Below are 26,202 nucleotides of genomic sequence, written 5' to 3' on the forward strand. Positions count from 1 at the left end.
GATCAGATCGTCTGATTATAGGCGCCGACTTCCGGATTCTCGCGCAGCACGGCGTCGACGGCGTGGAACATCTCTCGCATCCGCGCCTCGGAGACCGGGCTCTCGACGACGACGACCAGCTCCGGCTTGTTCGACGAGGCGCGCACCAGGCCCCAGGTGCCGTCGGCGGTCGTCACGCGCACGCCATTCACGGTGACGAGATCGCGAATCTTTTGTCCCGTGAAGGCGACGCCCTCGGCCTCCATCTTCTGGAAGCGCGCAATGACCTTGTCGACGACGCCATATTTCGTCTCGTCCGCGCAATGCGGCGACATGGTGGGCGAGCCCCAGGTCTTGGGCAGAGCGGCGTAGAGGTCGGACATGGACTTGGTCGGATTGCGATCGAGCATCTGCAGCACATGCACCGCCGTCAGAAGGCCGTCGTCATAACCGCGGCCGACCGGCGCGTTGAAGAAGAAGTGCCCGGACTTCTCGAAGCCGGCGAGCGCTTTGAGCTCCGTGACGCGGCGCTTGATGTAGGAATGGCCGGTCTTCCAATAATCGGCCTTCACATTGCGCGAGAGCAGCTCTGGATCGGTCGCGAACAATCCCGTCGATTTCACATCGACGACGAAGGTCGCGCCGGGATGCAGCTTGGAAAGATCGCGCGCCAGCATAACGCCGATCTTATCGGCGAAAATCTCCTCGCCCTTATTGTCGACGACGCCGCAGCGATCGCCGTCGCCGTCGAAGCCGAGCCCGACATCGGCGCCGCTCTCGCGCACCTTGTCGGCCATGGCGTGCAGCATATGCAGATCTTCGGGGTTCGGATTGTAATGCGGGAAATTATAGTCGAGCTCGGTGTCGAGCGGCACGACCTCGCAGCCGATGCGCTCCAACAGCTGGGGCGCGAAGGCGCCGGCCGTGCCATTGCCGCAGGCGGCGACCACTTTCAGCTTGCGGGAGAGTTTCACGCCCGAGGCGAGATCGTCGAGATAGCGCGCGCCGAAATTATCGACATAGCGATAGGAGCCGCCCTCGGCGGAACGGAAGGCGCCGGCGAGCACGATCTCCTTGAGTCGCGTCATCTCAACGGGGCCGAAGGTGACGGGACGCTGCGCGCCCATCTTCACGCCGGTCCAGCCATTGTCATTATGCGAGGCCGTGACCATGGCGACGGCGGGAACGTCCAGCGCGAATTGCGCGAAATAGGCCATGGGCGAGAGCGCGAGGCCGATGTCGTGCACGCGCACGCCCGCGGCCATCAGGCCGGAAATCAGCGCGAGCTTGATGGAGGCCGAATAGGCGCGATAATCGTGGCCCGTCGCCAGCTCGAGCGGCACGCCCATCTCATGCAGCAGCGTGCCCAATCCGAGGCCGAGCGCCTGCACCCCCATGAGGTTGAGCTCTTTCTCGAACAGCCAGCGCGCGTCATATTCGCGAAAGCCCGTCGGCTTCACGAGCGGCGTCGTCTCATAGGCGTAAGTGTTCGGGGCGAGATCGGAAACGGGGGTCGGAAACATCGCATCTCCTGAAGGGCGAAGGGCGTTGGGCAAGGACATAAGGGAAAAGAGCCGCTCCGCATACCAAGGCGCGGCGCCCTTCCACAATCCTCCGCTCGTCGCGGCGGAGGCCGTCTGGACATAGAGCGGGACTCCCGCCCTCTGGTCTTATAACCTTTTTTTTATGATCGAAATGTGCCGCTCTCGCCTCATGCTTTTCCGCGCCGCTCGATCGCGCGTTCGGAAACAATGGACGATCTCGAAAGGAGCCTCTCATGTTCGACCCACCGCTCTACTCGCCGCTCGCCAAAGCGCTGCATTGGATCATCGCGGCTCTATTGCTGATTTTGCTGCCGATCGGCGTCGTCATGGCCGATCTCGACAAAGGGCCGTTGCAGGATGATTTGTTCGTGCTGCACGAATCGGCGGGCCTCCTCGTGCTGGCGCTGATGGTTCCGCGCCTCTCCGCGCGGCTGCGCAGCCGGGCGGAAGCGGGCCGGAATATCGCTCCGGTCGAGCGCCTCGTCTCGAACGCCACGCATCTGACGTTGTATCTGCTGATGTTCGCGGCGCCGCTCGTCGGCTGGCTGGCGCTGTCGGCCTATGGGCTCCGGCCGAGCTTCTTCTGGCTCGGCCATCTTCCGGCGCTCGCGCCCAAGGACGAGCCCTTGTCGAAGCAGCTGTTCTCGCTCCATGAAATCATGGGCTGGGCCATTGTGGCGCTGATCGTTCTGCACATCGCCGGCGCGGTCCGCCACCGCCTGGCGGGCGACGATGTGATTTGGCGAATGCTTCCCGATTCGTGGCGCAAATAGCGAAAGCGGCGGGGCGACGGAGTTCGTTCGCCCCGCCCTGTCGGCGTCAGGCGTGGCCTTGGGTCGGGAAATACAGCCGATACACATTCTGTCCCGGCGCGACGACCGAGGCCTCCCGGCGCACGACGATTTTGGTGTCGGCGTCGGGGCCGATGGTGTCGCCGTCGCCCAGCACATCCCCGGACTCGATCAGAAACGCCGCGAGATCGATCAAAAAGCCGTTGAGCTCGCGCGGATCGTCGCGATAGCCGCGGGTCTCGATCTCCATCAGGCCGAAAGCGTTCAGCCCTTTGGTGATCGCCGAAACGCCGCCCTCGGGATCGCGGCCGAGCGCCACCGCCACGCAGAAGGGAACCGGCGGCTCGTCGCCGCTCTTCGACACCGCCTCGGCGACGAGCGCGGCCGGCCAAAGCGCGTCTGAGCCGGCGAAATGCACCGCGCAGGCGGAAGGCGTCGCCTCGATCACCGCCGCGACGGCGCGGCCGAGCAGGCGCGCGCGCGCTTTGGCGTCGGCGCCGCCGGTCGCGGCCACCACCACATGGCCGGCATGGCCTTCGATCGCTGGCCAGACGTCCTGCCAATGCCAGGCATAGGCGACGCAGGGGTCGTCCTTGGCGATGGGCGCCGGCTCTGTGACGCCGCCGATCGCCGCTATCGCGCCATCGACGAGAAACACGCTCGTGTCGCCGGGCACGTCTTTTTCGGGAGTCTGCGCCTGCGGCAGATGGCGGCGGATCGCGGAGCCGAGCGCCTCCCCCTCGGGAAGCCGCCCGTCCTTCGAGAGAACAAGCGCGAGCATTGTGTCATTGGGGGCGGCCATTGCCGGGCTCCGGGTGAAAGGTGACAGGTCTTGCGAGAGGCCGGAAGCGGCCGTCTGGAACAGCGAATTTCTAGCACAGATGGCGCCATCCTGGAGCGCAGGCTCCAGAGGTTCCGACCGACGGCTTCATCCGCCCTTCGGCCGCGCGAACATGTCCGAATGGCCGATTTCGCATTCCGCCGCTTTTCGGCGAGCCCGGCGCCAATCCTCGATCGTTTCCGCTGAAACCTCGCCGGTCTCGGCGACGGCCGCCGCCGAACCTTCTGCCAGAGCCGCGATCAGCGCCGCCTCCGCCGCGCCGAGACGCCAGGGGCTCGGCGCGGTCTCGACCTCATAACCCCGACGCTCCAGCGCTTTCGCCAAAAGCCCCGCCGCGCGAGGCCCGGCCGCAGGGCCGAAACCTTTGTCGCCCGCCTGATGGCGATGGAAAGCAGCCAACATCCGCGCATCGGCGGCGTGGGGCGGCGTCCAGCGCTCTTCGCCGGAATAGCTCAATATCGCATAGAGCGGCAGCCGGCGCGCCGCGATCTGCTCTGCAAATCTGTCGAGCCATTGCGGCGAGACGAGATCGAGAAAGGCCGCCGAGGTCACGAGGTCGGCTTCCCCCGCCAGCGCCGCCCCCGCGCCGCCAGAGAGATCGGCGATTCGAAATTCTGCCTCGAGACGCCGAGCGCCTTTGGCGAGACACAGAATGTCTCCCCCCTCGGCCACATCCGCCCAGGCGGCGAGGCGCGCGCGGGCGGCGGCCAGCAGCGCCGGATCGTGATCGACGAGGAGCCATTTCTGCCGCGCCGGCAAATGTTCCGCGAGACCGCGCAGATTGGAGCCGGCGCCACAGCCGAGATCGACGATGGTCAAAGATTCGCGATCCGCGAAGGCGCGGGCGACGCTCTCGCGCAGAGCGGAATTGCGCGCAGCGTGATCGGCGCCCTCGCGCAGATCGAGCCATTCGGCCGAAAAGCCGCTCATGCGATCCCCTTTATGACAGAGGCGACGATGCGCGCCGTCTCGTCCCAGCGCGGCAACGCCTGTCCGGCCCGCCAGGACGCCTCGCCGAGACGCGCCCGCAAGGCCGGATCGGAGACGATCGCGCGCAGCGCCTCGCGCAGCGCGGCCACATCGCCCGACGGAATTTTCAGCGCGGCGGAATCGGCGATGGTTTCTCCCGCCGCCCCGCCGGTCGCGGCGACGATCGGCAATCCGCGCGCCAGCGCTTCGGCGAGCGCCATGCCGTAACCCTCATGCAGCGAGGAGGAGACGAAGACATCGGCGCCGCGATAGGCCGCCTCCAGCGCCTCCCCCGAGAGCTCGCCGACGAGCGCGACCCTCGTGTAGAGCCCTTTCGCCTCTATGAGCCGCGCGAGATCGGCCGCCGTCCGCGGCGAATGGCCGGCGCCTCCGACAATGGCGAGACGCCAGTCGAGATCGGCAAGGCCGCTCAACGCCTCGACCAAGACATCGAAACCCTTGCGCGGAATGAGCGAGCCGACGGCGAGCAGCGCCGGCGCGCCGCCCGAGCCCCTTGCGCGCGCGGCCGGATCTGTTCCCGGCCGAGCGATGGTCACCTTGCGCTCCGGCGCGCCGAAATTGCGAATCAGCGTCTCGCCTGTGTGCGGACTCGTGGCGATCACATGGGCGGCGAGCGCCAGCGCCCGGCGCTCGCTCTCGCGCAGAGCCGCCGCGCGGGCGGGCGACAGTCCCGCCTCGAGGCAGAGCGGATGGTGGCAGAGAGCGACGATCGGCGCGGCGATGGCCGCGATCGCCGTCTCGGAGAGCGCGCCATAGGCGAGGCCGTCGATGAGCGCGACGTCGTCGACGGTGAGCTCTCGCTCGAAAATCTCGGCGACGGCGGCCTCCTCCGCCGCTGTCGGATGCGGAAAACCGCCCGGCAGCGCGAGATGGACGGCCGCGACGCCTCGACGCGCAAACTCCGCCAGCAGGCGGCGGTCATAGCCATAGCCGCCGGTTCTGGCTCGCAAATCTCCGGGAATGGCGAAGACGATTCGCCTCACACGGGCCCCTCGAACCAGGCGCGGGCGACATGGGATTCGTGCAAGGTCACGCGAATGCGCGAAATCCCCTCGCCGCCCGGCCCCAGCGCGCCCGAGCGAGCAGCGGCGGCCATGGCGTCGAAAATATGCCGCGAGAGAAATTCGGTCGTCGTCTGCCGGCCCTCGAACTGCTCGATCTCGTCGAGATTCTGATAGTTCAGCGGCGCCAGCGTCGCCTTCAGCGCGTCATGGGCGCGGCCTATGTCGACGACTACTTCGTCGGCGGTCAGCGTCTCGCGGAAAAAGGCGACGTCGACGACGAAGGTCGCGCCGTGCAGACGCTGCGCCGGGCCGAACAGTTCGCCCTTGAAACTATGGGCGATCATAATGTGGTCGCGGACTTCGACTGCGTACATTTTCTTCTCCGTTCAATAGCGAAACAAGGTCGCGAGGCCGCTCGCCCCGGGCGCGAGGACACGCGCGATCTCGCGCGGCGCGTCGGCGAAGGCGATTTCCTCGGCGATGAGCGCGTCGAGGCGCGGATCGGCGAGCAGCTCCAGCGCTTTGTCGAGTCGGCGGGCATAGGTCCAGCGCGGCCGCCGCGAGGGCGCGACCTGCCCCACCTGGGACGAGACGAGCCGCAGCCGGTTGGCGTGAAAAGCGCCGCCGAGCGGCGCGGCCACCTGACCCTCGCCATACCAGCTCAATTCGATGATCGTCGCTTCCAGTCCGGCCGCGGCGAGCGACAGCGCCAGCCCCTCCGGCGAGGCGCTGGCGTGGAACACGACATCGGCCCCCTGCCCCTCCAGCGCCTCGGCGCCGACGAATCGCGCGCCCAGACTCTCCAAAATCTGCGCGCGGGACGTCTCGCGATCATACGCCAGAACCTCGGCGCCCGGCAGGCGCGCAGCCAGAGCGGCGACGAGCATCCCCACGACCCCGGCGCCGATGACGACGATGCGGTCGCCGGGCCCCGCGCCCGAATCCCACAGAGCGTTCAACGCCGTCTCCATATTGGCGGCCAGCGTGGCGCGCCGCGCCGGCGTCGCCTCGGGAACCGGCCGCAACATGGCGATGGGCGCGATGAAACGGTCCTGATGGGGATAGAGGCAGAAGACGATGCGGCCCAAAAGCTCGGCCGGCCCCGCCGCCACGCGACCGACGGCGCAATAGCCATATTTCACCGGGAAGGAGAAAGCGCCCTCCTGAAACGGCGCGCGCATCCGCTCCCATTCCGAACGCGGCGTTCGCCCTTCGAAGACGAGCCGCTCGGTGCCGCGGCTGACGGCGCTCCACAGCGTTTCGACCAGCGCCTCGTCCTGCCCCGGCGGCGCCAGCGGAACGGCGCGAAGGCGCGCCTCGCGCGGCGCCTCGATCCACAGAGCGCGGGCATCATTCCCACCATTTAGATAGGATTTTTGTGAATCGCCCAATTTACAAACCTCATGCTGCGCCGCTATTGCTAGAGCACGGCGGCCCGACGCGCCAGCCGATTTTCCATCCGATTTTCCTGCGCTCGCATAGGAAACGACGACGAGAATGTCCGCCGCCGCCCCCGCCGGCCTTCAGAGCCGCGCCCAACTCTTCCGACGCCGCCTGATCGTCGCCGCGATCAACGCCGCCGTCTATGTCGCTCTGCTGATCTGGCTCGCCGATATTCTCGGACAAGGCGGCTGGAGCCTCATCGAGGCGGCGCTCTTCCTCGCCTTCGGCATCGCCGCGCCGTGGAGCGTGCTCGGCGTCTGCAACGCGGCGCTCGGCTTCTGGCTGCTGCATTTTCGTCTGCATCCGCTCGACAGCGTCGCGCCTTTCGCCCGCGCCGGGGAGACGCGGCGCCGGCTCCGCACGCGCGCCGCGATCACGCTGACGATCCGCAATGAGGACGCAGCGCGCGCCCTGACGCGCCTCGCCGCCATGAAGGCCGATCTCGACGCGACCGGCGAAGGCGCGCGCTTCGATTGGTTCGTGCTGAGCGACACCACCGATGCGCGCATCGCCGCGCAGGAGGAGACCGAATTCGCCCGCTGGCGCGAGAGGGAAGACGCCGACGCGCCGAAGCTGCATTATCGCCGGCGCGCCGACAATATCGGCTACAAGGCCGGCAATATCCGCGACTTTTGCGAGCGCTTCGGCGGCGCTTACGAATTCATGATCCCGCTCGACGCCGACAGCCTCATGGACGGCGCGACGATTTTGCGGCTCATGCGGATCGGCGAGGCCTATCCGCGCATCGGAATCATTCAGAGCCTCGTCGTCGGCGCGCCGTCGCGCTCGGCCTTCGCGCGCATCTTTCAATTCGGGATGCGCGCCGGAATGCGGACCTATACGATGGGCGCGGCCTGGTGGGGCGCCGATTGCGGCCCCTTCTGGGGCCATAATGCGCTGGTGCGCATCGCGCCTTTCACAGCCTATTGCGCCCTGCCGCGCCTCTCCGACGGGGGCCATATTCTCTCGCACGACCAGATCGAGGCGGCGCTGATGCGGCGCGCCGGCTATGAGGTGCGCGTGCTGCCGGCGGAGAGCGGCAGCTATGAGGAAAATCCGCCGACGCTGCTCGAATTCCTGCGCCGCGATCTGCGCTGGTGCCGGGGCAATATGCAATATATCGAGCTGCTCGCTCTGCCCGGGCTCCTGCCGATGAGCCGCTTTCAGCTCGTCTGGGCGATCGCCATGTTCATCGGCGCGCCGGCCTGGACGGCGATCATTCTGCTCGGCGCGCTGCTGCCGCTCGTTCAGGACGTCTCGAATTTTCCTTCGCAGTCGGCGGCGACTCTCTATCTTCTCTTTCTCCTGCTCTATCTCGCGCCCAAGCTCGCCGGCTACGCCGATATAGCGCTGACGCCGGACGGCGCGCGACGCTATGGCGGCGCGGCGCGGCTGACGCTCGGCGCAGGGCTGGAGATCGCCGCCTCCTTCGTCATCGGCGCGGTCACGAGCTTCAGCGTCACTCTGCTGCTGGCGCGCATGATTCTGCGCGGCGGCTCGGCCGGCTGGGATGCGCAAACACGCGACGCGCATGGTCTGGACGCAGGAGAGACGGCGCGCGCGCTGCGCCCTGCATTCCTGTTCGGCGCGCTGGTTCTCTCGCTCGCCGCCGTTTCGGCGCCGGCGCTGGCGCTCTGGTCGGCGCCCTCGACCTTCGGATATATCGTCGCAATTCCCTTTGCGCTGGCCAGCGCTTCGCCTAATCTCGGAGCTTGGTTCGCCCGCATGGGACTCTGCGGCGTCCCGGAAGAATTCGCGCCTCCCGCGATCTTCGGCCGGCTGCAGCGCCGACCCGAGCGAAAAGAAGAGGCGGAAGCGGTTGCGACGCCCGCGGCGTTCGATCGCTAATTCTGCATGAGGGCCGATGGAAGCGAACGCTCGAGCAAAAGACGAAGCGCTCAGAAAAGAGCTCCGCGCCTCGCTGCGCGTGCTGCGCTCGAAGGGCGCGGACGGCCGGCGTCTCCCCCCGCGCATCGCGCCGCGCCTCGTCGTCGTGGCGCCGCAGCCGGCCGCAGACGAACCTCTGCCCGCGGCGCTCCGCATTCTCGTATCGGCCTCGCTCGCCGCCGTTCTGCTATTGGGCGTCTCGGCGCTTTCCGACGCCGCGGCGCACGCCATGAATGCGATGGAGCGACGCTCCATCGCCTCGCTGGATACCAGCCGCTCTCACTTCGGCTTCGGCCAATAGCCCTGCGGAGCGCCCGGCGCCCCCACTTGCGTCGTCTCCACCGGCCCTTCGCCGGAGATCTGAATGACGACCTCCTCCTCGCCCGCGCCATCCCAATGCACGCCGCCGGCCGGATGCAGCACATAGGAGCCCGCCGTCACCGGCCGCGCCTTTTTGAAATCCAGTTCCTCGCCGACGCCGTTCCACCATGTGCCCTTCACCACCACGGCGTAACGATCGCGCGAATGGAAGTGCGGGTTGGAATGATGGCCGGGCGGAAAACGCACGCGCACCACATAGAGGCCGGGCTTGGACGGATCGCCGGCGAGCACCGCCTGGGCGGGTCCGAGGCCGAGCGGGCTCTTGAACGGGACCTCGTCGGCGGGCGTATAGACGAAACTCTTTTCCGGCTCGGCGCCGATGCGGGAAGACTGGGCGATGAGCGTCGCCGCTGCGGCGCCCGCCAGGAGAAATCTGAGCTTGCTCATAGTCTGCTCTGTCGACGCCGTAGGAAATCGCATGGCGCGGCCGCGCCTCGCCGCCCAAGGCTGGAGCATAATCACCAAAATCTATAAGATAAATGTTATTTTATCCGCGGAAGACGCGCTTTCCGGCGCCGCAATGCGCTCGCCTCGCTGCGACGCCGAGACCCAGTCGCCGGACGGATTTGGCGCGCTTTCGCGACTGCGGCCGTTTCCTGGCGCTATTGCGAAACCCTGTCGCAAACTCTAGTGTCGGCGCCGGTTCGACACCGGGCGCCCATGAATGGCGATGCGGGAAAAGACGAGCGCCCGCGGCCTTCGCCCTGCCGGGCCGCGAGGAGGAAACCAGAGGGAAATGAACAACAAGAACAACAAGGTCATTACCGCCGACGAAGCGATTGCGCTCATCAGCGAAAATGACGTTCTGACCACGACCGGCTTTGTTCAGAGCTGCATTCCGGAGGCGCTGCATGCCGCGCTGGAGAAGCGCTTCGTCGAGACCGGCGGGCCGCGCGGCCTCACGCTCATCATGACCGCCGGCGCCGGCGACAGCAAAGGGCTCGGCACTGGCCGCCTGCACCACGAGGGCCTGCTGCGCCGGGTCATCGCCGGCAATTTCGGCCGTATGCCCAAGGTCGCCCAGGCCGCCGCCGAGAACAAGATTCTCGGCTACAACCTGCCGCAGGGCGTCATTTCCCAGCTCTATCGCGCCTGCGCCGCCGGCCAGCCCGGCCTCTTCTCCAAGGTCGGCCTCTATACTTATGTCGATCCGCGCTTCGGCGGCGGCCGCGTCAATGAAGTGACGACGGAAGAGATCGTCAAGCATGTCGTCATCGACGAAGAAGAATGGCTGTTCTACACGGCGACCAAGATCGACGTGGCCTTCATCCGCGGCACCAGCGCCGACCCTTCCGGCAATATCAGCATGGAGAAGGAGGCGCTGACGCTGGACGTGCTCGCCCAGGCCATGGCCGCGCATAATAATGGCGGCATCGTCATCGCCCAGGTCGAGCGCATCGTCGAGGCCGGCTCCATCCGCCCGAAGGATGTGAAGGTTCCGGGCATTCTGGTGGATTGCGTGGTCGTCGCCGATCAGCCCGAACTGCACCGCATGAATTACGGCGTCATGTACAATCCGGCGCTGGCCGGCGAGATCCGCGTCCCGGTCGAGAGCATGGCGAAAATGCCGCTCGACGCGCGCAAGATCATCGCGCGCCGCGCCGCCTTCGAGCTGCCGCCCAATGGCGTCGTCAATCTCGGCGTCGGGGCGCCGGAGGGCATAGCCGCAGTCGCCAATGAAGAGAAGCTCACGCCCTTCATCACTCTGACGACGGAAGCCGGCGCCATTGGCGGCGTGCTCGCCTCGGGCTCCTCCTTCGGCTCGGCCACCAACGCCGATTCGATCATCGATCAGAACACGCAATTCGACTTCTATGACGGCGGCGGTCTCGACATGACCTGCCTCGGCATGGCCGAATGCGACGAGCAGGGCAATGTGAACACCAGCCGTTTCGGCGGCCGCCTCAACGGCTGCGGCGGCTTCATCAACATCAGCCAGAACGCGCGCAGCGTCGTCTTCGCCGGCACTTTCACGGCCGGCGGGCTCGAGATCGCGATTCAAGACGGCGAGGTGAAAATCCTCAAGGAAGGCCGTGCGAGAAAGTTCCTGAAATTCGTCGAGCAGGTGACGTTCAGCGGCAAATATGCGCAAAAGCGCGAGCAGCCGGTGATCTATGTCACCGAGCGCTGCGTCTTCCAGCTGAAGAAGGAAGGCCTAGAGCTGATCGAGGTGGCGCCGGGCATAGACATAGAGCGGGACATTCTCCCGCATATGGACTTCAAGCCCATCGTCAAGCATCCGATCCCTATGGACAGGCGCATCTTCATCGACGAGCCGATGGGGCTGATCTCCGATCTGCTCAATCTCGATCTGCAGGATCGCGTGAGCTATGACGCCGATCGCAATATTCAGTTCCTCAATCTCGAGGGCTGGAGCGCGCGCTCCAAGCGCGATATCGACGATCTGCGCAAAATGCTGATCGACGCCTGCCAGAAGATCGACAAGCGCGTCAATCAGGTCGTCAATCTCGACAATTTCCGCATCAGCGAGCATCTCTATGATTACTATGCAGAGATGATCCAATATATGCTGGAGAACTATTATCTGACGACGACGCGCTATACGACCAGCGCCTTCCTGCGCTTGAAGCTCAAGGAAGCGCTGAGCAAGCGCGGCATCGCTCCCCATGTCTTCGAGCGCAAGGAGGATGCGCACAGCTTCCTCGAGGTGATCGGCGAGGGCTGACGACGCCGAAGGAGCGGCGGGGCCTATCCACCCTCCCCTTCTGGGGGAGGGTCGGCCAGCGATAGCTGGACGGGGGGCAACGACGAAGACGAGGGGGCCGAGCGCATTCGCGCTCGATCTCCGTTCACCCCGGAGTGGAACGCTCTCGATTCCGGCGCGCATTGCGCTACAATCTGCGAAATGTCGCGCCCTTCACACGCAGATTACGCCATCACGCCGCAGATCCTGCTGCGCGCCTATTCGATCGGCCTTTTCCCTATGGCGGAAAGCGCCGACGAAGAGCAGCTTTTCTGGGTCGACCCCCAGGAGCGCGCCATTTTCCCGCTGGATGCGTTCAAGGTCTCGCGTTCGCTCGCCAAAACCATTCGCTCGGACCATTTCGAGGTCCGGGTCGATACGGATTTCGACGCCGTCATCGAGGCTTGCGCCGCCTCTGCGCCCAAGCGCGAGAACACTTGGATCAATTCCGAGATCAAGCGGCTCTATCGCAAGCTGTTCGACATGGGCTTCGCCCATACGGTCGAGTGCTGGCGGGAGGGACGGCTGGTCGGCGGCCTCTATGGCGTCTCCATGCGCGCCGCTTTTTTCGGCGAGAGCATGTTCCACGTCGAGACCGACGCCTCCAAGGTGGCGCTGGCGCATCTCGTCGCGCGGCTGGTCAAAGGCGGTTTCCGCCTGCTCGACACGCAATTCATGACCACGCATCTGGCCTCGCTCGGGGCGATCGAGATCGGCCGCGACGCCTATCATGGGCTTTTGGAAGAGGCTTTGTCGGCTCCGGCCCGCTTCGCCGCTTGGCCGGACGATTCGCCCGTGCCCGGACGCGAGATCGTCGCCATATTGCGGCGGGAGCCGGAGATCAGAACGGAAAAGGCGATGGAGCCGTAGCGGGCGCCGGAGCCTGCTGAGCCGACGGCTTCTTTTTCTTCTTCTTGGGCTTTTCGGCCGGCGCCGCGGCCGCGGGCTCGGCGCTCTCCGTGGCCTTCGCGCCCTCTGGCGGAACCGAATCGCGCGGCCCGATCGGCGCCGCCTCGACCGGAACGGGGGCGATTGGCTCCACCTTGCGCGAGCGGGAGCGCTTCTTCTCCTGCGGAGCGGCCGGGGCCGCCGCAGCGGCGGGCTCGCTCGCGGGAGCCTGAACCGTCTCCTTGCCGCCGCGGCAATCGACCAGCCAGACGTCATAGACGGGATGCTCGACGCCATGCAGGCCGGGGCTCGCGGCGAACATCCAGCCGGAGAAAATCCGCTTGGCCTCGTTCTTCCCCGTATCCTGCTCGTCGACCTCGACGAAGCCGGTAGTCTGCGGGGCTTCGGTCTGGGGACGCGTGTTGCAGACGCGGGGCGTCACCTGCAGCGAGCCGAATTGCACGGTCTCGTCTATAGCGACGTCGAAGTTGATGATTCGGCCGGTCGTCTTGTCGAGCCCGGCGAATATAGCGGTCGGATTGCGGATCGGATCGGCGGCCGCCGCGCCGAGGCCAATGAGCAAGGCGGCCCCGGACAGAGCGAAACGCAGGCGGAAGCAGCGGGAGATCATAATCGGGTCTCGTTTCCGATCTCTGGCTCGGGCCGGCCGCCCGCGCCTCATGCGCCGTCGTTGAATAGGAAGAGCGTGGCGGATCGATGGTCCGGGCGAAGCCGCGGCCGCCTCGCCTCAAGCCTCTGGGGTCCAGGCCTGATAGTCGCCGCCGGCGGGAGCGCGGCGGCCCTCCGCCAGGATCGAACCAGGCGGATGATAAGCGGCAGAAGTGCCGGTCAGATTGGGGCGATAGGGAAGCTCCCATTCCTTCGGCGCGTATTTCTCCTGGGTGGGCGGCGTGTCGACCGTGTGGTGCAGCCAGCCATACCAGCCGGGCGGCGTCGCCGAGCCCTCGGCATAGCCCTTATAGATGACCCAGCGGCGCTCGAAGCCGAGCGCCTTGTCCTTCTTGCCGCCGCGGCGGCGGTAATAGACGTTGCCGAACTCATCCGTCCCGACGCGCTCACCATAGAGCAGCGTCCACAGGCCCGTGCTGAGCGTCGCCCGGTTCCACCAGGTGAAGAAGCGAATGATGTAGGACATGTCGGAAGCGTCCAAGAATGTTTGCGTGGCTCCTTATTGCGTCAAGACGGCGCAATGTCCAGTCGGGCGCGCCACTTCCCGATGCGCCGATACGCGAGCTTTGCTTTTGACCGCGAGTCGTGGAAAAGGAGGAGTGTGACAGAAAGACGACAGCCGCCGCGCCCTCGAAGGCGCGCCGCACGGAGCTGAGACTATTGGTTTTCGGCTCGCGCGGAAAAAAAGCTCGCGTCGAATTCCAGGGATGGCTGCATGATTTCCAAGGCTTCGAGGCTCATTGTTCACGCCGCTCTGGCGGCGATCCTTTCCGTGGGGAGCGCGCGCGCCCTCGATATTTCCGGCGCCGGCGCGACTTTTCCCCTGCCCGTCTACGCCAAATGGGCGCAGAGCTATTCGAAGGAAACCGGCAATCGCGTCAATTATCAATCGATCGGCTCGGGCGGCGGCATACGGCAGATCAAGGCGCGCACCGTCACTTTCGGCGCCTCCGACCAGCCGCTGACGGCCAAGGAGCTCGACGCCGCCGGGCTCATCCAATGGCCGCAAGTGGTGGGCGGCGTCACCCCCGTCGTCAATTTGGATGGGATCGGAGCCAATGAACTCGTCCTCGACGGGCCGCTCCTCGCCCGCATCTACCTCGGCGAGATCAAGCTTTGGGACGATCCGGCGATCCGCGCCCGCAATCCGAAGCTCACTCTGCCGGCGAAGCCGATCGTCGTCGTGCATCGCTCCGACGGCTCCGGCACCACTTTCTGCTTCACCGATTATCTCTCCCGCGTCTCCGCCGATTGGAAGGAGAAGGTCGGCGAGAACGTCGCCGTGGAATGGCCGCTCGGCCTCGGCGCCAAGGGAAATGAAGGCGTCGCCAATAATGTCGCCACGACGAAGGGCGCCATCGGCTATGTGGAATTCGCCTACGCCAGGCAGAACCGGCTCACCACCGTCAGCCTGGTGAACAGCGACGGCAAGATCGTCGCGCCGGGCAAGGAGAGCTTCGAGGCCGCCGCCGCCAACGCCGATTGGGCGAGCGCGCCGGGCTTTTTCCGCCTGCTCACCGGGCAGCCGGGCGCCGCCTCCTGGCCGATCGCGGCGGCGACCTTCATTCTGCTGCCCAAGCAGCCGCAGGATTCGGCGGCGGCGCTGGAGGCCCTGAAATTCTTCGACTGGGCCTTCGCCAAAGGCGCAGCGGCGGCCGAAGAGCTCGATTTCGAGCCCATGCCGCCCTCCGTTGTGACTCTCATCCGCAAGAGCTGGGCGGCCAATGTGAAGGATGCGAATGGAAAACCGCTGCTGAACTGACCATAAAGGCGAAGGGGCCCGCTGGCGGCCTTCGATTCGGGGAGCGGCCGATGGCGGCGACGATTTCCGCGAAATGCTGTGTCGTCGGCGGCGGCCCGGCGGGGCTGATGGCGGGTTTTCTGCTCGCCCGCGCCGGCGTCGAGACGATCGTCCTCGAAAAGCACGCGGATTTCCTGCGTGATTTTCGCGGCGACACGATCCACCCCTCGACGCTTCAGCTCGTCTTCGAGCTCGGCCTGCTGCAGGAGTTTCTGAAACTGCCGCATCGCAAGGCGTTTCAGCTCTCGGCCTTTCTGGGGGACCGCAAATTCGTCATCGCAGATTTCCGCGGCCTGCCGACCTTGTGCAAATTCGTCGCCTTCATGCCGCAGTGGGATTTTCTGGACTTCATCGCCGGCGAGGCGAAGAAGCTGCAAAATTTCCGCTTGCTGATGCAGACCGCCGCCGAGGGCCTCGTCGAGGAGGACGGCCGCATCGTCGGCGTGCGCGCCACGGGGCCGGAGGGGCCGCTCGAGATCCGAGCCGATCTCACCATCGCCGCGGATGGGCGGACGTCGCGAATGCGCGAATCGGCGGGCCTCGAGGTCGAGGATTTCGGCGCGCCGATGGATGTGCTGTGGTTCAAGCTGCGGCGCGAGGCGGACGACCCGGAGGAGACATTCGGCCGCATCGCGCCCGGGCGCATGGTGGCGATGATCGAGCGCGGCGCCTATTGGCAGATCGGCTATGTGATCCCCAAGGGCCGAGCGCAGGCGCTGCGCGGCCGCCGGATCGACGAATTTCGTCACGCCATCGCCGATTGCGTTCCCTTTCTCGCCGATCGCGTCGAGGATTTGCGCGATTGGGAGGATGTGAATCTGCTGACCGTGCAGGTCGATCGCTTGAAGAATTGGAGCCGGCCGGGCCTGCTCTGCATCGGCGACGCCGCCCATGCGATGTCGCCCGTCGGCGGCGTGGGCGTCAATCTGGCGATTCAGGACGCCGTGGCGACCGCCAATCTGCTCGCCGAAAAGCTGCGCGATGGAACGCTGACCGACGCAGATGTCGGCGCCGTGCAGAAGCGCCGGGAATTTCCGGCGCGGATGACGCAGCGGCTGCAGCTCTTCATTCAAAATCGCGTGATCAGCAATGTGCTCGCCGCGGACAAGCCTTTCGACCCGCCATTGGCGCTGCGGCTTCTGGACGTCTTCCCGGTCCTACGGCAAATTCCGGCGCGGCTGGTCGGCCTCGGCGTGCGGCCGGAGCATGTCAATTCATCGCGCGGATGAAAGCCCCGAAGGCGCGCGGGCCGTCGCCGGTCTTGGCCTTGGCGATCACCTTCAAACTGTCGGCGGCGATCGACCAGAACTCATTGGTGAACCAGTTGGCGACATAGATGGTCTTGCCGTCCCGGCTCGCGCCGATGCCCTCTGGATATTCGCCGACCTTCACCTGCGCCACCGGCGCGAAGGTCGAAAGATCGAAGACGCTGACCGATTCCGCATATTGGTCGGTGACGAAGCCCCTGCCCTGCGCCAGCGCCACGCAATAGGGCCGCTTGCCGACCTTCACCCTGGCGATGACGCGCCGGCTCGAAAGATCGATGACGCTGATATCGTCCGATTCGACATTGGCGGAATAGGCGCGCTTTCCGTCCGCGTCGATGGTGACGCCGAAAGGATGGCGGCCAACCTCGAGCTCGCCGAGCTTTTGAAAGGACGCCGCATCGACGAAGGCGATTTTATTGGCGTCGCGAATCGCGACGAGGATCGTCCTGCCGTCCGGCGTCACCGCGACGCCCGAGGGCGTGACGCCGACTTGCGCCGTGGCGACGACGCCCGACTCCGGATCGACCGAAAAGAGCCGCTGCTCGTACATATCGGCGACATAGACGCGCTTGCCGTCCGGCGCGACGGCGAGGCCGAGCGGACCGCCCTCGAGCGGGATCTTGCGCAGGACGCGCCGCTCGCGCGTGTCGACGACGGAGAGATATTTGCCTTCCGGGCTGGTCACATAGGCGCGCGCGCCATCCGCCGAGACGGCGACGCCGGCCGGCTTGCCGCCGATCGGCAGGGTCGCGACGGGCGCCATGGTCGAAAGATCGACGATGGTGAGATCGCCGCTGCCCTGATTGGTGACGAAAGCCTCGTCCGCTCCCGCGGGCGAAGCGAGAGCGAGCCCGAGAAGGGCGGCGCGCGCCGCCCTGCCCCAGGATTTGACGATCACTTGCCTTCGACCTTGGCCTTCAGCGAGGCGAGGCCAGCCTTGTAGAGATCGGTCACGGCCTTCAGAGCCGCCTCGTCGGAGAGTTCCGGCGGCGGGTCGTTGTTAGGGAAGCCGCGGTAGAAGGCGCCGCGCCATTCGACGACGCTCTTGTCGCCCTGCGGCTTCACCGTGATCGTCGAGGAGTAATTGTTCACCGGCAGGATCTTCACATCGACCTTCTCGATGCGATAGGCGAGCGAGAAGTCCTTTTCGTCATATTTGGTGAGCAACTCGTCGATCTCGCCGCCATTCTTCAGCGTGAGATGGCGCGTCGCCTTGTCGGGGGTGTTGCCGCCCTGCCCTTCTGTCTTGGCGACGGGCGGGAGCCAGCTCAGATCCTGGAAATTGCCGACGATGGCCCAGACCTTCTCGGCCGGAGCGGCGATCTCGATCGTCTCCGTCACCTTCTGGCGCGAGGGGCCGTGAGCGAGCGCGGCCGACGAGGCCAGAGCCGCTAGCGACAAGGCGGCCAGGAACCCCCGGCGCGCGACGACGAATGACATGACTAACCTCCTGAAGGCCTTTCTGGCGCCTATTGCCCCGGCGCCGCCAGCGCGCAACTAACTCCTCCGCGCCCCGCCACGTCAAGACGAGGAAAATCGAATGGGAGAATCATCCCGATCGGGCCGCCTTGCCGAAAATGGCGCGCGCGTCGACTCTCACAGCCACGCCCGAGTCGGCTTCTCCCCATAATCCACGACTTTCTGCAACATGTTGTCACCAAATTAATTAGTCACACCATATCTTGACGCCGTCCCCGGACTGACGCACTGTCGGAGTGTCACCTATGACGCAGCGACGGAAGATCGAAGAGGCCCGCAAGCGCGCCCCAAACGGGCGGCGCTCGCCTCGATGCTCGCCCCCGCTGCGCGCCTCGTCGCGGCGGCGGCCCTTTCATCGCGGCGAGGCGTCGGTATCTGCGTTTCCCCACGTAGAGTCCCACAAAATCGACGCTTCCACACGGCCGACGCCAGCGGCCGCGCGCGGTTTCGCGCGCATATTTTTCGAGGAATAGGACGAGATGAAGATCGACCGACGCCACACCAGAGCCGGACAGTCCCCTTATGCGGATATCGAGTTTCGCGCGGCGCGTAGCGAGATCCGCAATCCTGACGGCTCGGTGGTGTTCTCGCTCGAGAATATCGACGCGCCGGCCGATTGGAGCCAGGTCGCCGTCGACGTGCTGGCGCAGAAATATTTCCGCAAGGCCGGCGTGCCGGCGCGGCTGAAGCGCGTCGAGGAGCACGAGGTTCCGAGCTTCCTGTGGCGCTCCATTCCCGATTCGGAGGCGCTCGCCCTTCTGCCCAAGGCGGAGCGCTATTCCTCCGAGACCTCGGCGCGCGAGGTGTTCGACCGTCTCGCCGGCGCCTGGGCCTATTGGGGCTGGAAGGGCGGCTATTTCGACACGGAGGAGGACGCCTCCGCCTTTCAGGACGAATTGCGCTACATGCTGGCCCGCCAGATGGCGGCGCCCAATTCGCCGCAATGGTTCAACACCGGCCTGCATTGGGCCTATGGCGTCGACGGCCCCAGCCAGGGCCACTTCTATGTCGATTATCAAACCGGCAAGCTGACCAAGTCCAAGACCGCCTATGAGCATCCGCAGCCGCACGCCTGCTTCATCCAGTCGGTGGAGGACGATCTCGTCAATGACGGCGGCATAATGGATCTTTGGGTGCGCGAGGCGCGCCTGTTCAAATATGGCTCCGGCACCGGCTCCAACTTCTCCAAGCTGCGCGGCGAGAAGGAAAAGCTCTCGGGCGGCGGCTCCTCCTCCGGCCTCATGTCCTTCCTGAAGATCGGCGACCGCGCGGCGGGCGCGATCAAATCCGGCGGCACGACGCGCCGCGCCGCCAAAATGGTGGTGGTCGACGTCGACCATCCCGATATCGAGGCCTTCATCGATTGGAAGGTGAAGGAGGAGGAGAAGGTCGCCTCGCTCGTCGCCGGCTCCAAGATCGTCAAGAAGCATCTGAAAGCCGTGCTGCGCGCCTGCGTCAATTGCGAGGGGCCGGGCTTCGACTGCTTCGACCCGGAGAAGAACCCTGCGCTGAAGCGCGAGATCAGAGCCGCGCGCCGCGCCGAGGTGCCGGACAATTACATCAAGCGCGTCATTCAATTCGCGCGTCAGGGCTATAAGGACATTTCCTTCGACACCTATGACACCGATTGGGACAGCGAGGCCTATCTCACCGTCTCCGGCCAGAACTCCAACAACACCGTGCGCGTCACCGACGAATTCCTGAAGTCGGTGGAAACCGACGGCGATTGGACGCTGACGCGCCGTCTCGACGGCAAGCCGTCCAAGACGCTGAAGGCTCGCGAATTGTGGGAGAAAATCGGCTACGCCGCCTGGGCTTCCGCCGATCCCGGCATTCAGTTCCACACGACGATCAACGACTGGCACACATGCCCGGCCGGCGGCGCCATACGCGCCTCCAATCCGTGCTCGGAATATATGTTCCTCGACGACACGGCCTGCAATCTCGCCTCGCTGAACCTGCTGCAGTTCCGCGATCCGCAGACCAAGCGCATCGACGTCGATTCTTATGAGCACGCCGTACGGCTGTGGACCGTCGTGCTGGAAATCTCCGTGCTGATGGCGCAATTCCCGTCGCGGGAGATCGCGCAACTTTCTTACGAATATCGCACGCTCGGTCTCGGCTACGCCAATGTCGGCGGCCTGCTGATGTCTTCGGGCATCGCCTATGACAGCGACGCCGGCCGCGCGCTCTGCGGCGCGCTCTCGGCGATCATGACCGGCGTCGCCTATCGCGCCTCGGCGGAAATGGCCAAGGAGCGCGGCCCCTTCTCGGGCTTCGAGGCCAATCGCGAAGCCATGCTGCGCGTCATTCGCAATCACCGCCGCGCCGCCCATGGCCAGCGCGCCGGCTATGAGGGCCTCGCGACCGCGCCCGTGCCGCTCGACCACGCCGCCTGCCCCGATGCGGCGCTCATCGCCCGCGCGACGCGCGCCTGGGACGAGGCGCTCGCGCTCGGCGAGGAGCATGGCTATCGCAATGCGCAAGTCTCCGTCGTCGCGCCGACCGGCACGATCGGCCTCGTCATGGATTGCGACACCACCGGCATAGAGCCGGATTTCGCTCTGGTGAAATTCAAGAAGCTCGCCGGCGGCGGCTATTTGAAGATCGTCAATCGCGCCGCGCCGGAAGCGCTGCGCGCCCTCGGCTATAGAGAATCCGAGATCGCAGAGATCGAGGCTTACGCCGTCGGCCACGCCTCGCTCTCCAACGCCCCGGCGATCAACACGACCTCGCTGCGCGCGCGCGGCTTCACCGACGAGAAGATCGAGACGGTGGAAAAGGCGCTCGCCTCCGCCTTCGACATCAAATTCGTCTTCAACAAATGGACGCTCGGCGCGGATTTCCTCACCGGCGCGCTGAAGGTTCCGGCGGCGGCGCTGGAAGATGCGAGCTTCGATCTGCTCACCCATCTCGGCTTCTCGCGCCAGGACATCGAGGCCGCCAATGTCCACATCTGCGGCGCCATGACTCTGGAAGGTGCGCCGCATTTGAAGGCGGAGCACTATCCCGTCTTCGATTGCGCCAATCCCTGCGGGCGCACCGGCAAGCGCTATCTCTCGGTCGAGAGCCATATTCGCATGATGGCGGCCGCGCAGCCCTTCATCTCGGGCGCGATCTCCAAGACGATCAACATGCCCAATGACGCCACGATCGAGGATTGCGAGGCGGCCTATCTCCTGTCCTGGAAGCTGGCGCTGAAGGCCAACGCCCTCTATCGCGACGGCTCCAAGCTGTCGCAGCCGCTCTCCTCGCAGCTCGTCTCCGACGCGGACGACGAGGCGGAGGAAGTCGCCGAGGAGATCATCTCCGCCAATGCGCCGGCGCGCGCGGCGGCCATCGCCGAGCGCATCGTCGAGCGCGTGGTGCATCAAGTCGTGCGCGAGCGCGAGAAGCTGCCGGATCGGCGCAAGGGCTATACGCAGAAGGCGGCCGTCGGCGGCCATAAGGTCTATCTGCGCACGGGCGAATATGTGGACGGGCGCCTCGGCGAGATCTTTATCGACATGCACAAGGAAGGCGCGGCCTTCCGCAGCTTGATGAATAATTTCGCCATCGCCATCTCGCTCGGCCTGCAATATGGCGTGCCGCTCGAGGAATATGTCGACGCATTCACCTTCACGCGCTTCGAGCCCGCGGGCTTCGTGCAGGGCAATGACGCGATCAAGAACGCCACCTCCATTCTGGACTATGTGTTCCGCGAGCTGGCGATCTCCTATCTCGGCCGCAATGATCTCGCCCATGTGTCGCCGGACGACATCGGCCATGACGTGCTCGGCAAGGGCGAGCATGAGGGCAAGGCGCCCGAGAGCGCGTCGTCCATCGTCTCGAAAGGCCTGCTGCGCTCCAAGACGGATCGGCTGATGCTGGTGCGCGGCGGCGCGACGGCGCTGCGCGAGAGCCCCGCGGAGGAAGTGGAGCAGCCCTTGTCCGAGCTCGGCTGGACGGCGCCGACGCGCCCGGTGGAGAGCGTCGGCGACAAGCGCGCCGAAGCGCGGATGAAGGGCTATGTGGGCGAGGCCTGCCCCGAATGCGCGAATTTCACGCTCGTCCGCAATGGCACCTGCCTGAAATGCGAGACCTGCGGAAGTACGACTGGGTGCAGTTAGGTATTCCGAGTTGATGGTGGTGAGCACCCCAAAGTTTTAGAAAGTTTTGGGTTGCCCGCCCGTCGCGAGGGTCGAGTGTAAGATATTCGAGCCAGATGATCAGCGTATATCGCCGGCCGTCTGGAATATTGGATCGGATATGGCGAGCACGCGAATGTCAACAGACTACAAAGTTCGCTTTCGTTCGTATGCAAAGGTCGCGGAGATAGCAGTTAACGCCCGCAAAAAGCTTGGGATAGGTGGCTATTATACATTTAACATAGTCAAGATCATCAGACGACTTGTCGGCGAAGAGTTTCAGAGTCTTGGTACGCTCAAACTCGATATTTTCGACGAGGAACGTGATCGGATCGCGTATGTCACGTTCGCGCCGCTGACACTGCACGTCCACCGTGAGGTATGGGAGCTTGCCGATTGGGGCGAGCCGAAGTCGCGCTTCATTCTCGCCCATGAACTCGGCCACATCCTCATGCATGGTCACTACCTGCAAGCGTTTTCGGAGGACGAGGAAGCGCGATTGAAGTTCGTGCAGCCCGAAGAGAGCGCGGAGACCCAAGCGAACTGGTTCGCCGAGTGCTTCCTCGCGCCCGATCATCTTGCGCGAAGTTGCAAGGACGAATCGGAACTGTGTCAGCAGTTCGATTTCCCGTGCGATTTCGCACCCCACCGGCTCGACGACCTGAAGCGAAACGCTCCGAAATTGTCGGGGGTCAGCGCGCCGACGAGGCAACGAGTTTCCTCCGATGGGCAGCCGCGAGGAATTTGCGCGATCCTTTCGAGTTCAGCTTCACGGTCAAGCGTCGCCCGATACACACGGGGAAATCGTCCGCATCGACGATCGCTGCCGTTCGGGTGCGCCTCGGTCGCCGAAAAAAGTCGCACACTCGCCACATCGCATCCGTCGCGCTTCTCCCGCAGCCTGAACAGATACGCACGTGGCTCCAAGTGGTGCTCAGAATCCGTGGCCGGGCGAAACACCTCGCCTGCAAATTCGTTCTTCAGACCGGCGTTCGAAAGGAGGAGCTCGCTGCGATCGAAGAGCGGCAGATTCCAACCGCGCAGCAGCTAGACGCTCTCCATGACGGCACGGCAACATATCCTGTCACGCTCGAGGTCACCAAGGGCGGACGCCAGCGCACCATCCTCGTCGCCGTAGAATTCCTGCGCGAACTGCGGAGATGGATCGACGGACCGCGGCTCAAGTTGCGGCTTCTCTACAAGAAGAGGACCGGCGACGATCCCAGCCAGCGACTCTTCCTTTCAGATTCGAAAGGCTACGAGGGCACGCCGATCTCGGGCGACACGCTGTATCGGACGTTCCGCGAGGTGAAAAGCGGACTAACCAAATGGCATCCGCATTTCGCGCGCCATGGCGAAATCGCCGCTGCCGGCTCGACCGTGCGCGTCAAGGCGAAACGACGCGCAATCGCCGGCGAACCGGCGGCGGGAGAGACCTGGAACGTCGAAGGCTCGATCGTGCGAAGCCAATGGGGTCCCCAGATCGAGGCGACCCTCGTCACTCGCGTCCTGCCCAGCGGCAGCCTGCTGAAGTCCTATATCGCCACCCACGTGCCCGGCATCGGCAGGGACAGGGCCGAGCGGCTATGGCGCACATATGGGCACGAACTGCCTCGGATCCTGTGCGAGGGCGACATCCCGGCCCTCGCCGAGGTGATTGCGCCAGATCGACCGATCCTCGGCCCGCGGTTGGCGGCCCTCCTCGTTCGCGAATGGCGGCAGGCGGACGCCGAAGCGCGCCTCGTCGCCTGGCTGCAACGCCTCGGCGTCGTCGACCTGCGGACCGTGCGTCGCGTCGCCGCCGTCTACGGGGAGGCCGCAATCGACCGACTGAAGGACAATCCATGGGCTTTGGTCACGCTCCTTCCGTGGCCCCAAGTCGACGACTTGGGGCGCCGCCTGCTGCGGGAGACCGGCGTCCAGAACCCGCAGGACGCCCCTGCCCGGCTCATCGGGGCCGCCGACGCGGTGATGAAGGACGTCATCGCGACGGGATCCACGGCCGCGGAGGAACGCTCCCTGCTACCGATGCTGGCGAGGAAGCTCGGAGAGATACGCTCGGACCATCCGCGCGTGCAGGCCGCCTTCGAAGCGGGCCGTCGTAATGGGGCTTTCGTTTCCGGCAGGGGCGGTCTGTGGCGGGCGCCGGGCTGCGCGGTTATGGAGGAGGCGGTCATCGCGAGACTGCGCCACATGCTCCGACAGTCGCCCACGCTGACGGTTTCGGCTTCCGCCTTCGCCGCGATGAACGGACACGGCGCCTTGCATCCAGAACAAGCGGCGGCGGTCGCCGCCGTGCTCTCCCGCCCCTTGGCGTGCCTCCAGGGCGGCGCCGGCGTCGGCAAGACCCACACGACGCGGGCGGTCTGCGCGGTCTGGGAAGCCGCGGGCGGAAAAGTTCTGCTGGCCGCCCTCGCCGGGAAAGCCGCACTGCGCCTCTCGCGCGCGACGGGTCGATTGGCCAGAACCCTGTTCCGCACCCTCAGGGAGCTGGAGGAGCGCGACACGATCACGGCGCGCCTCGCGACGGAAGACATGGACGACGAGGAGCGCATCATTCTCGAGGCCAAGCGCAGCTCGCTCGCCGAGATCACCGCCGAGACGCTCATCGTCATCGACGAATCCTCGATGGTCGATCTCGCGACGATGCACGCGCTCCTGCGTCGCATGCCGGAAGGAAGTCGCCTCCTGCTGGTCGGGGACGAGCGACAGCTCCCACCGGTCTCCTTCGGTCTGGTCTACCACAAGCTCGTCGACGATCCCGGCATCACGACCCGGCTCGACGTCGTCCACCGGCAGACGGAGGACTCGGGGATCCCGGCGGTCGCCGCCGTTCTGCGCGAGCGGCAGGTCCCGGCGTTGTCGCCCTATCGAGGCCTCGCCGCCGGCGCCAGCCTGATCGAAGCCGAGACCGTCACCGCGATCGCCGAAGGCGTCGAGGACGCCTACCATGACCTCGCCGGCCATGACCGCCTCATTATCGTCCCGACGCGGGAAGGCAGCGCGGGCGTCGCGACCCTGAACCGCCGCATGCACGACGCCCACGTCGAGTCGACAGGGACGCAGGAAATGGTCGGCGCGCTCGGCGCATGGTTTTCTGTCGGCGAGCCGGTCATCTTCGAACGGAACGATTACCGGCGCGGTCTTTTCAACGGCAGCTTGGGCCGAGTGACGCGGGTCGACATGGCGTCGGGCGGCCTGCACGCGGAATTCGACGGAGACGAGCTGCTGTTCGAGCGCGCCGAACTGATCGACCTGTCGCTGGCCTACGCGCTCACCTGCCATCGGGCGCAGGGTTCGCAGGCCGAGCGCGTCATCGTCGCCCTGACCCCATGCCAGCTCCTCGACCCTTCGTGGCTCTATACGGCGGTTACGCGGGCGGAACGCCAGGTCGTCATCGTCGGCAGCAGGAAGACGCTCAGGCGGGCTTTAGGGGCGCGGTGGGCGGCGGAGGAGCGCAAGGTGGGGTTCGAGTGGGCTTGCTCCCTTCGGCAAAGTGAGGCGCTCGCGAGGTAAATCGAACACCACGGCGCACGCCCAACTGATACAGTTGCAGGGTAGCAAAACAGACTCCCACTGTGACGAGAACGCGGATATCAAGGAGGGTATCTAGCCCACGGGAATCGTCATGGCCAAATTTCCCTATTTTCAGGTGACGCAGAAAGACAGTAGCTTTTTCCTTACCGCAATCCCCGCAGGGCTGCTGACCCGCATTTCCTATGCGGCAGTCCGCCGTCAAGATGATGAAGAGGGCGCGGTTCAACGTATTCTGAACACCTCAAGAATCGCGGGAATTAAGGACTTTGCTTTGAAAATGGGCGACTTTCCTGCCTCTATTGTCTTGAACTGGGTCAAAGAGCCTTTGGTGCTAGAAAACGATGAAATCGAGATCACGGATGAGCCACGATCAGCGCAAATTATCGATGGCCAGCACCGCGTGGCCGGATTGGCAGCAGCTATTTCTGAAGATGCAACGATAGCAGAATACCAAATACCAATCGCTATTTATAATAAACTCAGCACATCAAACAGCGCTCGAATATTTATTTCAATCAATACTTAACAGCGCCCTGCACCTAGCATTACAGTTGCTTTTTCAGATGGGCTCGCCTTGCTTCGGCTTGGTGCGCTCGTCGCCATAACGACCATGTGATGACGAACTCGGGGCGAATGCGTTTTCGTGCGAGGCGCGTGGCGATGCGTCGGATTTCCTGCATCGACCAGCGGATCAGTTCGCCGTCGACGACGGTCGCGCAGTTTTTGTCGTCATTGCGCGCCGGATCTTTTTGGGGGACGGCGTCGCCGATCCATTGGCGTGAACACGTATCGTCGCCATCATGGCGAAGGCCAGCATGACGAGCGAGACATGACGTCGCCATCCATGC

Annotated in this window: 22 protein-coding genes and 1 pseudogene; 11 read left to right on the forward strand and 12 right to left on the reverse strand. The window is 65.2% G+C overall.

Annotated features, from left to right (window positions below):
- Positions 1–2 precede the first annotated feature (2 nt).
- Positions 3–1,502: a phosphomannomutase/phosphoglucomutase gene (locus FMZ75_RS15410; RefSeq protein WP_166144012.1), complete on the reverse strand. Its 1,500-nt coding sequence runs from the start codon at positions 1,500–1,502 to the stop codon at positions 3–5.
- 254 nt (positions 1,503–1,756) lie between these two features.
- Between FMZ75_RS15410 and FMZ75_RS15415 the strand changes: the two genes are divergently transcribed.
- Positions 1,757–2,296: a cytochrome b gene (locus tag FMZ75_RS15415; RefSeq protein WP_142862976.1), complete on the forward strand. Its 540-nt coding sequence runs from the start codon at positions 1,757–1,759 to the stop codon at positions 2,294–2,296.
- A gap of 46 nt (positions 2,297–2,342) precedes the next feature.
- Here FMZ75_RS15415 and FMZ75_RS15420 read toward each other — a convergent pair whose 3' ends face one another.
- The 5 genes from FMZ75_RS15420 to FMZ75_RS15440 form a co-directional block, all read right to left on the reverse strand.
- Positions 2,343–3,116: a DUF4261 domain-containing protein gene (locus FMZ75_RS15420; RefSeq protein WP_108916510.1), complete on the reverse strand. Its 774-nt coding sequence runs from the start codon at positions 3,114–3,116 to the stop codon at positions 2,343–2,345.
- 126 nt (positions 3,117–3,242) lie between these two features.
- Positions 3,243–4,085 (reverse strand): methyltransferase domain-containing protein, encoded by an 843-nt coding sequence (locus tag FMZ75_RS15425; protein ID WP_166144014.1) that lies wholly within the window; start codon positions 4,083–4,085, stop codon positions 3,243–3,245.
- On the reverse strand, positions 4,082–5,128 hold the full coding sequence (locus FMZ75_RS15430) for a glycosyltransferase family 4 protein (RefSeq protein WP_166144016.1): 1,047 nt from the start codon (positions 5,126–5,128) through the stop codon (positions 4,082–4,084). Before FMZ75_RS15430 ends, FMZ75_RS15425 begins: the two co-directional genes overlap by 4 nt.
- A complete protein-coding gene (locus FMZ75_RS15435; protein WP_142863463.1) occupies positions 5,125–5,523 on the reverse strand; it encodes a 6-carboxytetrahydropterin synthase in 399 nt (132 codons plus the stop codon). Before FMZ75_RS15435 ends, FMZ75_RS15430 begins: the two co-directional genes overlap by 4 nt.
- A 12-nt stretch (positions 5,524–5,535) precedes the next feature.
- Positions 5,536–6,540 carry a zinc-binding alcohol dehydrogenase gene (locus FMZ75_RS15440; RefSeq protein ID WP_207783458.1) on the reverse strand — a complete coding sequence of 335 codons (1,005 nt, stop codon included), beginning with the start codon at positions 6,538–6,540 and terminating at the stop codon, positions 5,536–5,538.
- Positions 6,541–6,646: 106 nt separating this feature from the next.
- Between FMZ75_RS15440 and mdoH the strand changes: the two genes are divergently transcribed.
- Both mdoH and FMZ75_RS15450 read left to right on the forward strand, forming a co-directional pair.
- Positions 6,647–8,440, forward strand: coding sequence for a glucans biosynthesis glucosyltransferase MdoH (gene mdoH / locus FMZ75_RS15445; protein WP_166144018.1), 1,794 nt, complete (start codon positions 6,647–6,649; stop codon positions 8,438–8,440).
- A 16-nt stretch (positions 8,441–8,456) separates the two neighbouring features.
- On the forward strand, positions 8,457–8,780 hold the full coding sequence (locus tag FMZ75_RS15450) for a hypothetical protein (RefSeq protein ID WP_166144020.1): 324 nt from the start codon (positions 8,457–8,459) through the stop codon (positions 8,778–8,780).
- Here the strand turns inward: FMZ75_RS15450 and FMZ75_RS15455 are convergent.
- The gene (locus FMZ75_RS15455; RefSeq protein WP_142863466.1) at positions 8,759–9,247 is read right to left on the reverse strand and encodes a cupin domain-containing protein; all 489 of its coding nucleotides are present in this window, start codon (positions 9,245–9,247) and stop codon (positions 8,759–8,761) included. The two genes, FMZ75_RS15450 and FMZ75_RS15455, sit on opposite strands and share 22 nt — an antisense overlap.
- 349 nt (positions 9,248–9,596) lie before the next feature.
- Between FMZ75_RS15455 and FMZ75_RS15460 the strand changes: the two genes are divergently transcribed.
- Positions 9,597–11,546 (forward strand): acyl CoA:acetate/3-ketoacid CoA transferase, encoded by a 1,950-nt coding sequence (locus tag FMZ75_RS15460; RefSeq protein WP_108916504.1) that lies wholly within the window; start codon positions 9,597–9,599, stop codon positions 11,544–11,546.
- 180 nt (positions 11,547–11,726) lie between these two features.
- A complete protein-coding gene (aat, locus tag FMZ75_RS15465; protein ID WP_166144022.1) occupies positions 11,727–12,434 on the forward strand; it encodes a leucyl/phenylalanyl-tRNA--protein transferase in 708 nt (235 codons plus the stop codon).
- On the opposite strand, the gene FMZ75_RS15470 is transcribed toward aat, so the two are convergent.
- Both FMZ75_RS15470 and FMZ75_RS15475 read right to left on the reverse strand, forming a co-directional pair.
- Entirely contained in the window at positions 12,406–13,083 is a 678-nt protein-coding gene (locus FMZ75_RS15470) for a DUF2155 domain-containing protein (protein ID WP_207783459.1), read from the reverse strand. The genes aat and FMZ75_RS15470 overlap by 29 nt on opposite strands.
- Before the next feature lie 117 nt (positions 13,084–13,200).
- A complete protein-coding gene (locus tag FMZ75_RS15475; protein ID WP_108916561.1) occupies positions 13,201–13,608 on the reverse strand; it encodes an NADH:ubiquinone oxidoreductase subunit NDUFA12 in 408 nt (135 codons plus the stop codon).
- A gap of 249 nt (positions 13,609–13,857) precedes the next feature.
- On the opposite strand from FMZ75_RS15475, the gene pstS reads away from it, so the two are divergent.
- On the forward strand, positions 13,858–14,904 hold the full coding sequence (gene pstS / locus FMZ75_RS15480) for a phosphate ABC transporter substrate-binding protein PstS (protein ID WP_166144024.1): 1,047 nt from the start codon (positions 13,858–13,860) through the stop codon (positions 14,902–14,904).
- 50 nt (positions 14,905–14,954) lie between these two features.
- Positions 14,955–16,172 carry an FAD-dependent oxidoreductase gene (locus FMZ75_RS15485; protein ID WP_166144026.1) on the forward strand — a complete coding sequence of 406 codons (1,218 nt, stop codon included), beginning with the start codon at positions 14,955–14,957 and terminating at the stop codon, positions 16,170–16,172.
- On the opposite strand, the gene FMZ75_RS15490 is transcribed toward FMZ75_RS15485, so the two are convergent.
- Positions 16,153–17,109, reverse strand: a complete 957-nt coding sequence (locus FMZ75_RS15490) for a YncE family protein (protein WP_142863471.1) — start codon at positions 17,107–17,109, stop codon at positions 16,153–16,155. The genes FMZ75_RS15485 and FMZ75_RS15490 overlap by 20 nt on opposite strands.
- Positions 17,106–17,651 (reverse strand): SRPBCC family protein, encoded by a 546-nt coding sequence (locus FMZ75_RS15495; protein WP_108916498.1) that lies wholly within the window; start codon positions 17,649–17,651, stop codon positions 17,106–17,108. The genes FMZ75_RS15490 and FMZ75_RS15495 overlap by 4 nt, the downstream gene beginning before the upstream one ends.
- Before the next feature lie 518 nt (positions 17,652–18,169).
- On the opposite strand from FMZ75_RS15495, the gene FMZ75_RS15500 reads away from it, so the two are divergent.
- From FMZ75_RS15500 to FMZ75_RS15510, 4 genes are all read left to right on the forward strand, one after another.
- Entirely contained in the window at positions 18,170–21,799 is a 3,630-nt protein-coding gene (locus tag FMZ75_RS15500) for a vitamin B12-dependent ribonucleotide reductase (protein WP_166144028.1), read from the forward strand.
- A 154-nt stretch (positions 21,800–21,953) separates the two neighbouring features.
- Positions 21,954–22,868 carry an ImmA/IrrE family metallo-endopeptidase gene (locus FMZ75_RS21620; RefSeq protein ID WP_246728998.1) on the forward strand — a complete coding sequence of 305 codons (915 nt, stop codon included), beginning with the start codon at positions 21,954–21,956 and terminating at the stop codon, positions 22,866–22,868.
- A 1,193-nt stretch (positions 22,869–24,061) separates the two neighbouring features.
- The gene (locus FMZ75_RS15505) at positions 24,062–25,333 is read left to right on the forward strand and encodes an ATP-dependent RecD-like DNA helicase (protein ID WP_370464729.1); all 1,272 of its coding nucleotides are present in this window, start codon (positions 24,062–24,064) and stop codon (positions 25,331–25,333) included.
- A gap of 112 nt (positions 25,334–25,445) precedes the next feature.
- Positions 25,446–25,880, forward strand: coding sequence for a DGQHR domain-containing protein (locus tag FMZ75_RS15510; protein WP_166144032.1), 435 nt, complete (start codon positions 25,446–25,448; stop codon positions 25,878–25,880).
- A gap of 165 nt (positions 25,881–26,045) precedes the next feature.
- On the opposite strand, the pseudogene FMZ75_RS15515 reads toward FMZ75_RS15510, so the two are convergent.
- A pseudogene (locus tag FMZ75_RS15515) lies at positions 26,046–26,202 on the reverse strand (IS701 family transposase); the annotation flags it as partial.

This window comes from Methylosinus sp. RM1 (genome assembly GCF_011378635.1).
Classification (GTDB): Bacteria; Pseudomonadota; Alphaproteobacteria; order Rhizobiales; family Beijerinckiaceae; genus Methylosinus; species Methylosinus sporium.

What these genes read in the sequence shown, in the direction of transcription:
- FMZ75_RS15410 (WP_166144012.1), bottom strand. Translation starts at nt 1,502, where the DNA reads ATGTTTCCGACCCCCGTTTCCGATCTCGCCCCGAACACTTACGCCTAT.
- FMZ75_RS15415 (WP_142862976.1), top strand. Translation starts at nt 1,757, where the DNA reads ATGTTCGACCCACCGCTCTACTCGCCGCTCGCCAAAGCGCTGCATTGG.
- FMZ75_RS15420 (WP_108916510.1), bottom strand. Translation starts at nt 3,116, where the DNA reads ATGGCCGCCCCCAATGACACAATGCTCGCGCTTGTTCTCTCGAAGGAC.
- FMZ75_RS15425 (WP_166144014.1), bottom strand. Translation starts at nt 4,085, where the DNA reads ATGAGCGGCTTTTCGGCCGAATGGCTCGATCTGCGCGAGGGCGCCGAT.
- FMZ75_RS15435 (WP_142863463.1), bottom strand. Translation starts at nt 5,523, where the DNA reads ATGTACGCAGTCGAAGTCCGCGACCACATTATGATCGCCCATAGTTTC.
- mdoH (WP_166144018.1), top strand. Translation starts at nt 6,647, where the DNA reads ATGTCCGCCGCCGCCCCCGCCGGCCTTCAGAGCCGCGCCCAACTCTTC.
- FMZ75_RS15450 (WP_166144020.1), top strand. Translation starts at nt 8,457, where the DNA reads ATGGAAGCGAACGCTCGAGCAAAAGACGAAGCGCTCAGAAAAGAGCTC.
- FMZ75_RS15455 (WP_142863466.1), bottom strand. Translation starts at nt 9,247, where the DNA reads ATGAGCAAGCTCAGATTTCTCCTGGCGGGCGCCGCAGCGGCGACGCTC.
- FMZ75_RS15460 (WP_108916504.1), top strand. Translation starts at nt 9,597, where the DNA reads ATGAACAACAAGAACAACAAGGTCATTACCGCCGACGAAGCGATTGCG.
- aat (WP_166144022.1), top strand. Translation starts at nt 11,727, where the DNA reads ATGTCGCGCCCTTCACACGCAGATTACGCCATCACGCCGCAGATCCTG.
- FMZ75_RS15470 (WP_207783459.1), bottom strand. Translation starts at nt 13,083, where the DNA reads ATGATCTCCCGCTGCTTCCGCCTGCGTTTCGCTCTGTCCGGGGCCGCC.
- FMZ75_RS15475 (WP_108916561.1), bottom strand. Translation starts at nt 13,608, where the DNA reads ATGTCCTACATCATTCGCTTCTTCACCTGGTGGAACCGGGCGACGCTC.
- pstS (WP_166144024.1), top strand. Translation starts at nt 13,858, where the DNA reads ATGATTTCCAAGGCTTCGAGGCTCATTGTTCACGCCGCTCTGGCGGCG.
- FMZ75_RS15485 (WP_166144026.1), top strand. Translation starts at nt 14,955, where the DNA reads ATGGCGGCGACGATTTCCGCGAAATGCTGTGTCGTCGGCGGCGGCCCG.
- FMZ75_RS15495 (WP_108916498.1), bottom strand. Translation starts at nt 17,651, where the DNA reads ATGTCATTCGTCGTCGCGCGCCGGGGGTTCCTGGCCGCCTTGTCGCTA.
- FMZ75_RS15500 (WP_166144028.1), top strand. Translation starts at nt 18,170, where the DNA reads ATGAAGATCGACCGACGCCACACCAGAGCCGGACAGTCCCCTTATGCG.
- FMZ75_RS21620 (WP_246728998.1), top strand. Translation starts at nt 21,954, where the DNA reads ATGTCAACAGACTACAAAGTTCGCTTTCGTTCGTATGCAAAGGTCGCG.
- FMZ75_RS15505 (WP_370464729.1), top strand. Translation starts at nt 24,062, where the DNA reads ATGAACGGACACGGCGCCTTGCATCCAGAACAAGCGGCGGCGGTCGCC.
- FMZ75_RS15510 (WP_166144032.1), top strand. Translation starts at nt 25,446, where the DNA reads ATGGCCAAATTTCCCTATTTTCAGGTGACGCAGAAAGACAGTAGCTTT.